Here is a 13,020-nt window from a genome sequence, read left to right as displayed (position 1 = left end):
GGAACTCAATGTTCGGGGCGAGGGATCAGCTCCTGTCCCTGACCGGTGTACTCGCGTACCGCGGCGAAAAGGACCGCCGAGTGCTCCGCTTCGATCTCCGTGTCGTCGCGTTCCTCCGTGCCCGGCTCGGCGAGAAGACGTGCGGCCCTGTCGGCAGCCGCCGGGTCGTCTCTCAGCAGCGCCCGCCTGCGCTCCCGGTAGCTCTCGCCGTCCACCGTCCTGCCTTCCGAGGCCGACCCGCGTACCGGGTCGGCCTGTAGGTCACGGTCTGGGGCCTACTCGTCCGTGAAGACGTCTTCGGCTGTCGGGGCTGTGACGGCCCGCCGGTGCCAGCGGCGCAGGATCCCGAGGTCGCCACAGCCGGTGATGCGTTCCCGGACCGCTTCAGGGACGTCGATGCCACGCACTTCCAGGATGTCCAGGATGTCCTCGATGGCGCGCTGAGCCCGGCCCTCGTCGCGGATTTCCTCGGAGATGTATGACTTGTAGAAGGAGAGGTCCACGGCCACCAGTTTCCTCCACAGTTGTGCGGCTGGGTGCTTGCCCAGGCCTTGTGCGATGAGTTCGATGATCGGATCGGCGATGCTCTGCGGGGTCTCCCGCAGAGCGGTCGTCATTGACTTGAGTATGGCCCCGGCGTCCGGATGCCTGGCGTGAGTGATCGCGGACAGCGCGGCGAGCCGATCTTCAACGGCGTTGGGGCCTGGTCGGCTCGTCAAGCCGCCGTAGCCGTCGGTTGTCGGACTTCGCAGCAGCCCTGGCAGTTGACCGGGTCGGGGCCCCGACCCGGGCCACGACGGCGAGAGTCGCTCGCAGGGCGTCAGGAGTCTGCTCAGGGCGGCGGATCAGCTCCCATTCGGGTCCGACCTCAGCGTTCATCGTGCCCTTCGGGCGCCCTGATCACGATTCAAGCGGCAGTGAAGGCTGTTCTGCCGCCGGTCCCAGATACGTGTACTCGGTCGACCTGGCGCTTCCCACCGCGTCCAGATGCTGCCGGAAGCGGACCCGGAAGTGCACGTTGTCGCCGAGGCCGGGGCGCATGCGGAGGAGTGCCTCCGGTTCCTCGAAGTGGACGTCGTAGGCCGGCGCGTTCCTGGCTGTGCCCGTCTTGACCTTCACCCAGCCGCTTTCGCGGAGCTCGGTGATGCGGCCCGAGATGGTGATCTCCTGGTCACGGGGGCTCGTCTCACGAAGCCGCTCGACATAACGTCTGCCGCGCTCCGTGAGCTGGGCCCTGCGCATATCGCCGTCGGCGCCGTACCAGGTCACTCCCAAGTCGAGCTCGTACTTGCTCAGCGCCCTGGCCAGGGTGTCCACCGCGTCGAAGAGGCGCGACCATTCGCGAACGTCCTGTTCGGCCTCCAGAGCGGCCAGCAGTCTGGTGAGCATCTGCATGCCAGTGCTCGTGGCCGATGTAGCGGGAGCATCCATGGCCTGGGGCTCTGAGGCAGCGACGGACGGCACGGGACGCGCGTGCACCAAGGTGCTGCCGGCCGAGATGCCCGTGAGCTCAAGCTGAACCGGAGTCCCCGCGGCGATGGAGATCGCGTTCTCCACCGGGTTCAGTAGAGCGTCGCCCCATTGGAAGCGCAGGGCGCCCCCTTCGGTGTCCGGTCCTGTCAGGCGGAGCTGCAGCTCCTCGTCGAGGCGGGCGTCCGGCTCGTACGCGCGTACCGCCGCGAGGCGGCTCGCCCGGTGCTCGGCCTCGATCTCGTCGTCGTCCCGCTCTTCTGTACCCATTTCGTCGAGCAGGCGTGCAGCGATCTCGACGGCTCCCGGATCATCCCTGAGCAGCGCGCGCCTGCGCTCACGCCAGCTGTCGCCGGTCGTCACAGTCGCACCTCCAAGTATCCGCGTGCCGGGGTGGCACTCTCTTGTGACGGGGAACGGTCTGTCTGCCCAGGTAGACGGCAGCGCTGCCACCAGTCGTCCCACACACCCCGTTCCATGAAGTATGTCCGCTCCTCGGCGGTGAAGCGCTCCGGCCGGAAGACATGGCTGACGGGCTGGTACCCGACTCTGACCGGTGAGACTCCGAACCTGCGCAGCATGTTGTCCCGACTCTGGAAAGCTGTGGTCAGCCATTTGGAGCCGGGCCTGCCGCGCACGGCCCGCTCGGCTCGCATGTCGATCAGGAGAGTCGCGTCGATGTTTCCTGGATCGGTCTTCATGCTCACGAAGCTGCCACCAAGCCACAGCCTGTGGATGAGCGTGTGCCCGTCCATGACGTCCGCGCACGCGTCCTCCAGCGTGAAGAAGCGGTCCAGATAGTCGTGCAACCCGTCCCACAGCCCCGTACGCGTGTCGGAGGCATGGAACTCCGGCGCGCTCACCAGCATGGCCTCCGCCTCGTCGAAGGAGACGGAGTACCGGCCCAGCGGAAGGAATCCATTCAAGGCGAAGGAAGGCAACACATGAAGTCCTGTCGGGTACGGATGTATGCCGTTGTGGTGCAGGGCGTTGCGGTGGGTGCGCGGTCCCCTCGCAATGCCGTGCGGGTCATCCTGCCGGGTCCGTCTTCTTGAAGCCGTGAGTTCTCGACATTCGGCCGTCCGCCGCACTGCACGCCCGGCACTTGCCCGGCTGCGGAGCCCTGAAGGCGTGGTCGCATTCGTCGCAGTTCTGGAGCGGGTGGCGGACGGACGGTGGCTGGGCGGGTGCGTGAAACGGGGGCGGCGGTGGGAGTTGTGCGGCCAGGCGGTGGGCCAGGAAGGCGGCCGGGCGGATCAGCGGCTCGTTCGGCAGGTTCTCGCTGAGCACGTGGCCTAAGGCTGTCGGGGCGACGTCGCGCTCCAGCCAGGCGGCGACGCCGGGCGCGAGGTGTTCGGCGTCGGTGGCGGAGAGGAGCAGGCGGGGGTCGCGGCGACGGAGGCCGGTGAGGACGTCGAGGGCTGCCTGGAGGAGGGCGGGGGAGGTGATCGAGGGCTGCGGTACGGCGGGGAGGCGCTTGCGGGGAGGGGGCTTGTCCGTGGTGGCCGCGCGTCGGGCGGTCGCGGTGCGGGGTTCGGTCGGGGTGGACCGGTGCCCCGGCCTGTTGCAGGAGACCGTGCGGGTGACGATGCGGCCGGTGGACGTGCGCTCGCGGGTACGGCGGAGGTAGCCGTGGGTTTCGAGCTCGTTCAGGGCGGCGGCGATACGGGTGGGGCCCTCGGGGAAGCGGTCGGCGAGGGTCTTGATGTCGACGGCGGTGCCCCGTCGTACCGACTGGATGTAGGTGGCCAGCCCGATGGCGAGCAGCGACAGCTCCGGGTGTTGCGCGAGGTGGTTGCCGATCACCACGAAGTTCTCGGTGTGGCGGGCGTTGTCGTGAACGACGCCGGAGTGCGGCCGCGCGTGAGGGTGGTTTTTGCCCGGGATTCGGGACTGGGCGCGCGAGGGCGCGCTAGTGTTTTCGGTGTCCATCAGGAAGGGCCTAACTTCCTCGGTGGTCAGGCCCCCGCACTGGGATTGCTACTCCCGGCGGGGGCCGTCGCATGTCTGGGGTTGTGCCGCGCTGCGCTGAGCGTAAGGCAGGCAACCGGTCCCGAATCCAGCCGAGTTGGACATATTCACTCGCGGGAGTGAGTTTGCCCGGCGGGAGGGAGGGGTGGGGTTTGGTGGGGTGCTTTCTCCCTGGTGGGTGGTGCATAGGGAGCGCAGGTCTGACCGGAGCGTGGAGGGTCGGGCTTCGGTGATTCCGTTGCGGGGCGTACGAGTTCGGCCCAGACCGTCTTGCGGGGTGGCAGGCCCCGGCTCACTCCCCAGCGGTCGGCGAGGGCGTCCAGGAGGAGCAGGCCGCGGCCGGTTTCGCTGTCGGGGGTGATGGAGGGGCGGGGGTGCGGTAGTCGGTCGGCGCGGGTGTCGGTGACCTCGATACGGAGGGTGTCGCCGACAACGTAGAGCAGGAGCTGGAAGTTCCGGCCGCGGACGCGGCCGTGGGTGGCGGCGTTGTTCGCGAGTTCGGCGACGATGTGTGCCGCCGGGTCCAGCGGCAATCCCCAGGCGCGCAGTTGTTCGGTGGCGAGCAGGCGGGCGAGTCGGGCGCCGCGTGGGCTGGGGGACAGCAAGACGTCGAAGTTGCGGATGTGGCAGTCGGGTTGGGCGGGCGTGGTGGTGGGCGCGGCGAATTTCGGATTCACGTCACTCAGCGTGGCCAGATCTGCCTACCGTGGGGAGTGACGACGCGGTTGCGTACGGTGACTGTCCTGACGTTGTCCGGTGGTGTCCGGGCTTGTCGGGGCGGTGCGTGCGGGTAGGGGCGTCGCGGTACGTGGCGGTACGGCGGAGGGGCGGCGGCGCGCATGTCGGTGGATGGTGAGGCAGAGCGACTCATTACCGAGGCGGACGAGCCGGGGTGGGAGGTGGATCCGGACGACGAGTGGGGCGTGGCTGTTGTGACCACCGTGGGGCGGCAGTTGAAGCTGCGGCGGGAGGCGGTGGGCATGCGCGCCGGCGAGTTCGGGAAGGCGGTGGGGTACGGCGAGGACCTGGTGTACAAGATCGAGGGCGGGAAGCGGATCCCCCGGCCTGAGTATCTGGACAGGGCGGACGAGGTGTTGGGGGCGGGTGGGCTGATCCGCGCGATGAAGGAGGACGTGGAGAAGGTCCGGTATCCAAAGAAGGTGCGGGCCTTGGCGGAGATGGAGGCCAAGGCGGCCGAGATCGGGGTGTATGAGTGCAACATCATCGCTGGGCTGTTGCAGACACCTGACCATGCCCGGGCCGTCATCAAAGCAGCGCAGCCGCCTTACTCGCTCGACGACGTGGAGCGGATGGTGGCGGCCCGTCTGGCTCGACAGTCGGTCTTCGACCGCGACCCAGCTCCGTCAATCCACTTCGTCCTGGAAGAGGCGCCGCTGCGTCGACAGGTCGGGGGCACAATGGTGTGGCGGCGGCAGCTCGATCGTCTGCTGGAGGTGGGGCGATTGCACTACGTCACCCTTCAGGTCATGCCGACGAACACTGAGGCCCATCCTGGGCTGGACGGCAGGATCGAGTTGCTGAAGTTCCCTGACGGTACGGCCGCAGGCCGCTCTGACGGCGCGTTCAACGGGCGGCCGATCACCGATCCGAAACACTTGCGCATCCTTGAGCTGCGGTATGGCACCATCCGGGCGCAGGCTCTCTCATCGCGGGAGTCGCTGGCCTTCATCGAGCAACTGCTGGGAGAAACATGATCCGCAAGGCCTCCGCCGGGGACACCTCCGAACTGGCGTGGTTCAAGAGCAGCTACAGCGGTGGCACCGACGGCGAGTCCTGCGTCGAAATTGCGATAGCTCCCGGCGCCATCCATGTCCGCGACTCGAAGTACCGGGATGACAGTCCGCGCTTCGCGCTGGCGCCGGAGGTATGGGCGGGCTTCGTGGCGTACGCGTCGGGGAGCTGACTCCTCGACTGCCTACAGCCCCGCCCGCTTGTTACCGGGCGGGGCGTTGTTGTACGGCTCAGAACAGGGCGTCCGGCTGAGGGAAGAGCCCGTCGTCAAAGGCCGCCGGCCTGTTGTCGCTCTGCGGAGTGTGCGCAGCAGCCCAAGCCTTCGCCTTGGCCTTGCGGGCAGCAGCACGGCGGCGCTTGGCTTCTGGGGTGTGCAGGCCCTTTTCCGCCTCTTCCTTGTAGCGAGCGTGGTTCAACTCTAGGAGACGGTCCAGGATCTCGGTCTGGACGTCAGGGGCGATGGTGAACCGCTCGCCCTGGGGCGTGGCGTGGAAGCCGTGCCTGAGGTCGAGATCAGTCCAGCCGTAGGCATCGGCTACGGCCTCGTCCACTTCGATGTGGGCTTGCCGGAGCGTCTCGATATTGAGGCCGGTTTCGGACTCGGAGTGCACGAGATTGTAGATATCGGTCAGACCCAGATTGACGTGACCTGACATAACTCCATGTCGAGCAGTTTCCAAGGATTCGCCAGCACTGAGGAGGCGGGTCGTTTCAGTGGGGCGGGGAAAGGTCTCGTAAACATCCGAGGGTGTGTAACGGATGCGAGTCTCCAAGGTGGAACCCCGCTGCAATGTCCACCCGACGTGCATGGCGCTGGAAAGGGTGGCAAGTTGCGCCTTGGATTGGCTGGCAATCACGCAAAGTCCGTGGGAGAAGACCTGGCCTGTCTGTTGCATCATCGGCATGAGCTGCTTCGTGTGGAGGACAAGTGTGATTGTCTGTTCCAGCTCTGCGATTTCCGCAACCAGAGCAGGACGCTTATCGGCGTACTGCCACCATCGCTCTGGCAGAGGCTTCCGCAGAACGTACGTCCCATCGGGTTTCGTCCGTTGCCGTTCAGGTTTGACCTTGCTCTCAGCGATAACGAAAACATCTGAGTATTGCTCTGCCTGCGCCTCCGGCCAATCGTGGAAATTGATCGCCCAGCGGCTGGCCTTTGCTCCAGGGCGCTGATTCAGATCCTCGCCGTTGAGGTACGGGAACAGCACATCTGCGTTCTTGGGATCCTTGGCGATGAGGGCCCGCGCTTCCTCCGGGGTAAGGAGGAAACCTTTGCCCAGCACGTACGATCCGACGAACGACTGCCCCTCGTTTTCTGCCAGATGGTAGGGATTGCCTGTAATCCGCGACTTTGGGTCCAGGTTCGCCGTAATCCCGTGAACCTCCCGCCCGTCCAATACGGGAGTTTCGCCTTCGCCGACCCGTCCGCCCAGCCAAAGCAGTGCAACCTCCAGTGCCGCCGTCCCCGGCCACGGCTGCGATTTGATGGCCCGGTACACGTTCCAGCCATCCGCGGCAGCCCGATCGAGCCCGACCTCCCGAGTGTCACCCTGGGCGATCGTGTTCGTAGCGATGATTCCCGTACGACGCCCCGGCGCAATCGACAAGTTCCGCAACAAGAAGTAAGCACACAGGTCCGCGTGCCCCCGCGTCTCGCCCGCCAGCCGATTAACCAGGTACTCCCGATAATCTTGGCCCAGCGCACCCGTCAGCTTCTTCCCGCCAAGGAACGGCGGATTCCCCACCACCACATCAAACCCCTTTGAGCCCCCCACCCCCATAACCTCAGGAAACTCCAACGGCCAATGCAACGGCCGAACCGCCTCCGCCCGGGGCCCCTTCAGCCACCCCTCCACAATCCCCCGAGCCCGAACACCCGCCTCCTCGGCCTCTGCACCCTCCCCCAAAGCCGTAGCGACCAGCCCCGCCACAGCCTCCAGCCGGTACCGATACGCCCGGCTCTTCGCGTCCTCCTTGGCATCTCGGAACCGCGCAGCCCCCCGAGCCCCGCCCACCTTCTCCTCGCCGGAGATCTCGGACGCTTCCTCGTCGGAGATGCCCTCGGCGGCCAGCGCGGCCCCCACCACGGCATCCGCGGCGAGCCGCAGCTTGCCGCTCAGCGCTTCCGCCTTCGCCAGGAGTTCCGCCTTGTCGCGCACGACGCGGATGTCCGTGACCGCCGTCGACTCGATCTGTCGCCGCAGCTCGGCCGCCTGTGACAGCAACGTCTCCGTGTTCTCCAGTGCCCGCTCGACGTCCTCGCTCAGCTGCCGGTCCTGCCAGTCCAGATGGAACTGCCTGACCTGCCGGACGTCGATGACCCCGATCAGCGAGTCCCCGCACCGCAACGCATGGTCCAGGAACGAGAACGGCCGCCCCTTCGCCAGCGTGACCAGCCACAGCGACAGCTTGGCCAGCTCCACGGCCATGGGGTCGCGGTCGACGCCGTACAGGCACTGGTCGGCCACCAACCGCCGTGCGATCTGGTGCAGTTGCTCGTGGTCGTCGCGGTCCACGTCACGCGCGATCTCCGGCGGGAGGTCGGGCTCCCGGAGCCATGCCTCCACCACCCGGTCCGAGAGGTATCGGCACGCCGAGACCAGGAACGCCCCGGAGCCCATCGCCGGGTCCAGGATCCGCAGCTTCAGCAGCTCCTCGGCTTTCTTCGGCTGCCAGACGCCCGGCGCCGCACCCTCCGCCGGGCCCGGCGAGAAGCACAGCGGAGCCAGAGTGTGCTCCACGACCTCCTCTGCCAGCGCCTTCGGCGTGTAGTGCGTGCCAGTGTCCCGGCGGTTGCCCGAGCGGACGACGATGACCGAGCCCGCCGGCCAGACCTTCGGCTCGCCGCGCAGGTCGAGGCCGTACAGGCCGGAGAAAGCTGCCGCCCGCTCCACCAGAGCCGTGTCGTTGCCGCAGGCCGTCTCCAGCTCGACCGTCACCGCGCCGGAGGACTTGGCCTGCGCCGCCTCCACCGTCGCCGGCTTCGTGCCCGCCGCCTCCGCGACCTGCTCCGCGAGCGTGCCTGCCGCTGCCCACTCCTCAAGGCGGGCCAGCGGCAGCACTGCCTCCTGCTTCTTGTCCCGGCCGAAGGAGACCCCGACGTACGGCTCCTCCGCCCAGTGGCAGCCGTACTCCAGAAGACCCTCGTAGACGTGCCCGATCTGCTCGACGTCCAGGCCCTTGTACGACAGGCGCTCCTTGCCCTTGAAGCCCTTGCGGGCGCGCAGGGTCAGGAGCGCGTCGAGGATCTCGTACACCACGCGGTCCGTCACCTTGGCGGGGACCAGCCAGGGGAAGCGGGACGGGTCGAAGAGCGAGCCGCCGTACGGCGGGATCCACAGGCGGTCGTGGGTGCTGCCGCCGTGGATCGCGGCGAAGACGGCAAGCAGACGGGGCCAGGTCGCCTCGACCCGGTCGCCCAGTTCGTCGCCGTGCAGACTCTGGGCGGTGGCCAGTTCGTCGTGCAGAGGGCCGACGGCGTACGAGGCGTCGTACAGCTCGTCCCCTGCGGGCAGCAGGCGCTGTTCCTCCGCGTAGAGGAGGAAGACCAGGCGCATCATGACCGTGAGCGCGCCCTCGTAGACCTGCTTGGCGGGGACGTCACGGAGCAGTTCGCCGCGTGATTCGCGGTCCAGGCGGGACAGCTCCGCGACCAGCAGCGACACCGCCTCGCGCACCTGGCGGCCGAGGGTGTCGGTGACTTCGGACTGGGATTCGGCGGTGCGGGCGAACAGGCCCGCCGTCGAGTCCGTCGGCTTGCCCTGCGCGTCCAGCGGAGGGCGGATCACCCGGCTCGCGGTGAGCAGGCTCGCGAAGGCGCGGGCGAGGATCGGTTCCTCGGTCCACAGGTCCGCGTCGAAGACGGCGATGGTCGTCGCTTCCTTCGGGCGGGCGTGGACCAGGGCCCATTGGCGGCCGTTGGTGAGCAGGGCCAGCGGGACGTCGCGGGCGCGGCAGAGGTCGGCGGCGCGGTCGGCGAGGCCGGGCTGTTCGCCGCGCGGGCGGTTGAGGGGGGCCGCCCAGTCGTCCGTACGGAAGAACAGGGCGCGCGGGGCCAGACCGCCGGAGCGGCCGGGGCCCAGCAGGACCGCGTCGGGTGTGTTCGCGCCGGCGTGGAGTGACTCGGGGATCTGCCCGCCGTCGCGCAGACCGGGCGCCCGCCAGCCGATCAGCTCGGTCAGGACGAACTTCTCCCACGCCGGACGCAGCAGCGCCGGGTCTTCCTGAACCTCGGCCCATGCCTGGCGCAGCCTCGACCAGGTCTCCGGCGGGATCGTGTCGAGGCCCGTCGAGAATGCTCCGACGAGCACCGGCAGCGACACGAAGGGGCCGTCGGGGCGCAGCAGCCGCAGCCAGTCCTCGTGCTGCTCGGTGGGGGTGGGGACCGAGCCCTTCGGCGGGACCTTCCTGGCGGTGCGGGTGGCGGGCGGCATCAGCGGTGCTCCTGGTGGGCGGTGGTCCCGGCGGTGGCTGCGGCGGGCGAGAGGGAACGGGGGACGAGGAAGGTCACGGCGACCGGGAACCAGCGTGGGGACGGGTCGGCCCAGCGGCGGCGCAGCGCGGCCGTCTCCGTCTCCGTCACCTCCGGGAGCCGGCGGAGCCGCTCCAGCAGCCCTTCCCGGTCCGCGCGCAGCTGGCGGCGCTCGTCGTCGATGTCGAAGAGGGACTCCTGCTGCCAGTGTCCCGTGTCGTCGAGCCGGTCCTGGATCGAGCGGCCCAGGTCCTCCAGGATCGCGCGCATGCCGTCGACCTCCTGCTCGCAGCGTTCGGCGAGCAGCGTCTCCAGGGAACGGAAGCGCCGGTTCGCGCGGGTGTTCAGGGCGCGGGCCAGGCGATCCTCCAGCTGGGGCCAGAGGGCGGTCAACTCGGCGAGTACGGCATCGGCCGGCAACTCCTCCGTCGTCTCGGCCAGCCAGCCGTCGACCTCCTCCATCTTCGCGGCGACGAACTTGCCGCCCTCGATGAGGCCGCCCGCGGTGATCACCTCCTCGTGCAGCCGGGTGCCGCCGCTGCCGGTGATGACGACCCGGCCGTGCGCGACCAGGGCGGGCTGCCGCAGCACACCGTCCGGGACCACCCGGGCCGTCACCCGGGAGAGGTGGGCTCCCGGGCCACTCGACCACAGTTCGGCGCGCAGCAGCCGCAGGCACATCTGCACCAGGCGATGGCCCAGGTGCATGTGCACCACGTCCGTACGGTCGCGAGCCTCCGCCTCGTCGAAGACGACCGGGCGCTCCTTGCCGGTGAGCGGGTGCCGCAGGCCGTCGTTGCGGGCCCGTGCCCACGCGCCCGGCAGCTCCGGGAGCTTGAAGCAGCGGGCGGCCCGGTCCGGCCTGGGGTCGGGGACTTCTGTGAGGTCCTTGCGGTGCGCCAGCAGCAGGCCTGTGCGGACGACCCGTTCGACGGTCTCCGGGTGGAGGTGCAGCTGCTGGCGGCTGTCGGCCAGGGCGTCCACCAGGCGTTCCAGGTCGCGGGCCAGGTCGCGCTCGACCTTGAGGACGGCCTTCCCGGACCGCTTGGTGATCTCGGCGTCGGCGGTGGTCCAGTTCGAACGGCGGCCCAGCATCTTCTGCTCGACCTGCGCGGCGATCACCTCGCCCGCGCTGCCCAGGTCCTCGCGGATGCGCTCGGTCTTGCGGGCGGCCACGGCGAGGAAGTACATCTCGTCCTCCAGCGCGCCGTCCTCGTAGCCCGAGTCCGTCTGGTGGTCGTGCGCCGGGTCGAAGCCCTGCCAGCCCTTCGGCACGAAGTGGAACACGTCCACCTGCTCGGCCTTCTGCCCGTGCCGGTCCACACGGCCGTTGCGCTGCTCCAGGCGGTTCGGGTTCCAGGGGATCTCCCAGTGCAGCACGCGGTGGCAGTACGCCTGGAGGTTGATGCCCTCGCTGGCCGCGTCGGTGCCCAGCAGGATGCGGACCGGAGACAGGTCGGGGCTCTCCTGGAACACCTGCTTGACCCGCTCGCGCTCCTCCGGGTCCTGGCCGCCGTACAGCTGAGTGATCCGCTCCGCCGGGTAGCCGGCGGCGATCAGCTGCCCGTACAGCCAGCGCTGGGTGTCGCGGTACTCCGTGAAGACGATGACCCGCTCCGGCTCCCAGTCGCCCAGGGGGCCGTCCGGGCAGACGATGTCGTCCAGCCACTCCCGGAAACGGGCGAACTTGGCCTCCGGCCGCTTGCCCGCGTCCACGGCCCAGGCGTCCAACTCCTTGAGGAGCGTGTGCTCGCGGTCGGAGAGCGGACGCATGGCCTGGCGCGCGGCGGTGAAGGCCCGGGTCGCCGCCTCGGCCTGCTCCTGCTCGTCCTCCTCCTCGGCCTCCTCGATCCCGTCGATCAGGGGGCGCAGCACTCGGACGCTCGGGGCCGGCTCCTCCTCGGGGTCGGCGGGCCGGGTCGTCATCGTCTTCAGATGGGTGCTGATGGTCTCCGCGAACGCCTTCGGCGACGACAGGAAACGCTTCTTGAGCAGGGTCGTCACGAAGTCGGAGGCCGTCCGGCCGGACTTCCCGTCGCCCTGGCCGTCGCCGCGCGAGCGCGCGTACTCCGCCAGCTTGGCGTACGCCTCCCGCATCGCGTCGTTGTACTCGACCTCCAGGGGGTGCGGCACCCGCTTGGGGAAGCGCGACTTGCCGTTCCACAGCGGTGGCAGGTCCGACTTCATACGGCGCACCATCACCCGGCGCAACTGCTCCTCGGACGGCTTGACGCCACGAGCGAACCGGTGGTCGTCGAGGAGTTCCAGGAGCGCGGTGAAGGACTCCAGGTAGCCGTTGTGCGGGGTCGCGGAGAGGAAGAGACGGTGCTCGCAGTGCGGGGCGAGCAGCTTCACGGCGCGGGTGCGGTTCGAGTCCGTCGCATACCTGCCGGTGCCGGACGGCGCGCACGTGTGCACCTCGTCCACCACCAGCAGGTCGAAGGCGCGCGGGTACTCCGGCACCGGCGGCAGCAGCTCGCGCAGCATCCGTAGCGGGCGCTCGCGCTTCAGCCAGTCGATGGAGACGATCAGCCGGGGGTGGTGGGTCCACGGGTTGGCGTACAGTCCGGCCGACCTGCGCAGATCACGCAGCATCCTGGTGTTCACGATCCGGAAGTCCAGGCCGAACTTGTCCCGCATCTCGTCCCGCCACTGAAGCGTCAGACCGGCCGGGCAGACGATCAGCATGGAACGGGCGCGGTGGCGCAGCATCAGCTCCTGCATCACCAGACCGGCCTCGACCGTCTTGCCGAGACCGACGTCGTCCGCGATCAGCAGGTTCGTACGGGGCATGGACAGGGCGCGGACCACGGGGTCCAGCTGGTAGTCCTGGATCTCGACGCCTGAGCGGAACGGCGCCTGGAGGGCCGTCTTGTCGGCGGAGGCGATGGCACCCCAGCGGACGGCGTCCAGGAAGGCGTCCAACCGTCCGGGTTCGTCGAAGCCGTCACGGGGCGAGGGAAGCTCGTACTGGTCGTGGACGTCCGTTGCCTGCTCCAGCTCCCAGACGACCCGCAGCTCTTCGTCACGTCCGTCGCTCTCCAGCGAGGACAGTGTGATCAGGTGGCTGGGGGCGGCCTCCGCTGCACGTGCCGGGTCGTCGCTGGCCGCGGTCGAACGGAGGACGTCGGTGACCACCCAGGGGCGGTTCCGTACGGTCACGCGTTGGCCCGGTGCGGGTACTTGCGCACTGATGTTTTCCGGGCTTGTCGGCTGCATGACCGTCACGCTCGTCCCCCCAGCTGCCACTGGCTGCTCTCTACGTTCGTAAGAGTCTATGTGTGGAATGGGTGGTGAAACCCAGCGTGCGCGCTATGTGCTGGGACCTCTCAGGGCTGGGCAAAAGGCTGGGGGTC

The 13,020-nt window shown here is 68.8% G+C and carries 9 protein-coding genes and 1 pseudogene; 2 read left to right on the top strand and 8 right to left on the bottom strand.

What is annotated here, in order from left to right; genetic code table 11:
- Nucleotides 1–5 precede the first annotated feature (5 nt).
- From AB0D74_RS04425 to AB0D74_RS04400, 6 genes and pseudogenes are all read right to left on the bottom strand, one after another.
- Entirely contained in the window at nucleotides 6–215 is a 210-nt protein-coding gene (locus AB0D74_RS04425) for a hypothetical protein (protein ID WP_362580467.1), read from the bottom strand.
- Between the two features lie 60 nt (nucleotides 216–275).
- A pseudogene (locus AB0D74_RS04420) lies at nucleotides 276–680 on the bottom strand (hypothetical protein); the annotation flags it as partial.
- 220 nt (nucleotides 681–900) lie between these two features.
- A complete protein-coding gene (locus AB0D74_RS04415) occupies nucleotides 901–1,833 on the bottom strand; it encodes a hypothetical protein (RefSeq protein WP_362580465.1) in 933 nt (310 codons plus the stop codon).
- Nucleotides 1,830–2,414 (bottom strand): hypothetical protein, encoded by a 585-nt coding sequence (locus AB0D74_RS04410; protein WP_362580463.1) that lies wholly within the window; start codon nucleotides 2,412–2,414, stop codon nucleotides 1,830–1,832. Before AB0D74_RS04410 ends, AB0D74_RS04415 begins: the two co-directional genes overlap by 4 nt.
- An 85-nt stretch (nucleotides 2,415–2,499) precedes the next feature.
- Nucleotides 2,500–3,402, bottom strand: coding sequence for a helix-turn-helix domain-containing protein (locus AB0D74_RS04405; RefSeq protein WP_362580461.1), 903 nt, complete (start codon nucleotides 3,400–3,402; stop codon nucleotides 2,500–2,502).
- Between the two features lie 146 nt (nucleotides 3,403–3,548).
- On the bottom strand, nucleotides 3,549–4,064 hold the full coding sequence (locus AB0D74_RS04400; RefSeq protein ID WP_362580991.1) for an ATP-binding protein: 516 nt from the start codon (nucleotides 4,062–4,064) through the stop codon (nucleotides 3,549–3,551).
- 216 nt (nucleotides 4,065–4,280) lie between these two features.
- Here AB0D74_RS04400 and AB0D74_RS04395 point away from each other — a divergent pair, with 216 nt between their 5' ends.
- A complete protein-coding gene (locus tag AB0D74_RS04395; RefSeq protein WP_362580459.1) occupies nucleotides 4,281–5,156 on the top strand; it encodes a helix-turn-helix transcriptional regulator in 876 nt (291 codons plus the stop codon).
- Nucleotides 5,153–5,365, top strand: a complete 213-nt coding sequence (locus AB0D74_RS04390) for a DUF397 domain-containing protein (RefSeq protein ID WP_362580458.1) — start codon at nucleotides 5,153–5,155, stop codon at nucleotides 5,363–5,365. The genes AB0D74_RS04395 and AB0D74_RS04390 overlap by 4 nt, the downstream gene beginning before the upstream one ends.
- Before the next feature lie 58 nt (nucleotides 5,366–5,423).
- Here the strand turns inward: AB0D74_RS04390 and AB0D74_RS04385 are convergent, their stop codons facing one another.
- Both AB0D74_RS04385 and drmD read right to left on the bottom strand, forming a co-directional pair.
- Nucleotides 5,424–9,626, bottom strand: a complete 4,203-nt coding sequence (locus AB0D74_RS04385) for a type IIL restriction-modification enzyme MmeI (RefSeq protein WP_362580456.1) — start codon at nucleotides 9,624–9,626, stop codon at nucleotides 5,424–5,426.
- Nucleotides 9,626–12,883: a DISARM system SNF2-like helicase DrmD gene (gene drmD, locus AB0D74_RS04380; RefSeq protein ID WP_362580453.1), complete on the bottom strand. Its 3,258-nt coding sequence runs from the start codon at nucleotides 12,881–12,883 to the stop codon at nucleotides 9,626–9,628. The genes AB0D74_RS04385 and drmD overlap by 1 nt, the downstream gene beginning before the upstream one ends.
- Nucleotides 12,884–13,020 lie beyond the last annotated feature (137 nt).

This window comes from Streptomyces sp. NPDC048278, assembly GCF_040652195.1.
Lineage (GTDB): Bacteria > Actinomycetota > Actinomycetes > Streptomycetales > Streptomycetaceae > Streptomyces.
This window is presented reverse-complemented; position numbering and strand designations above follow the sequence as displayed.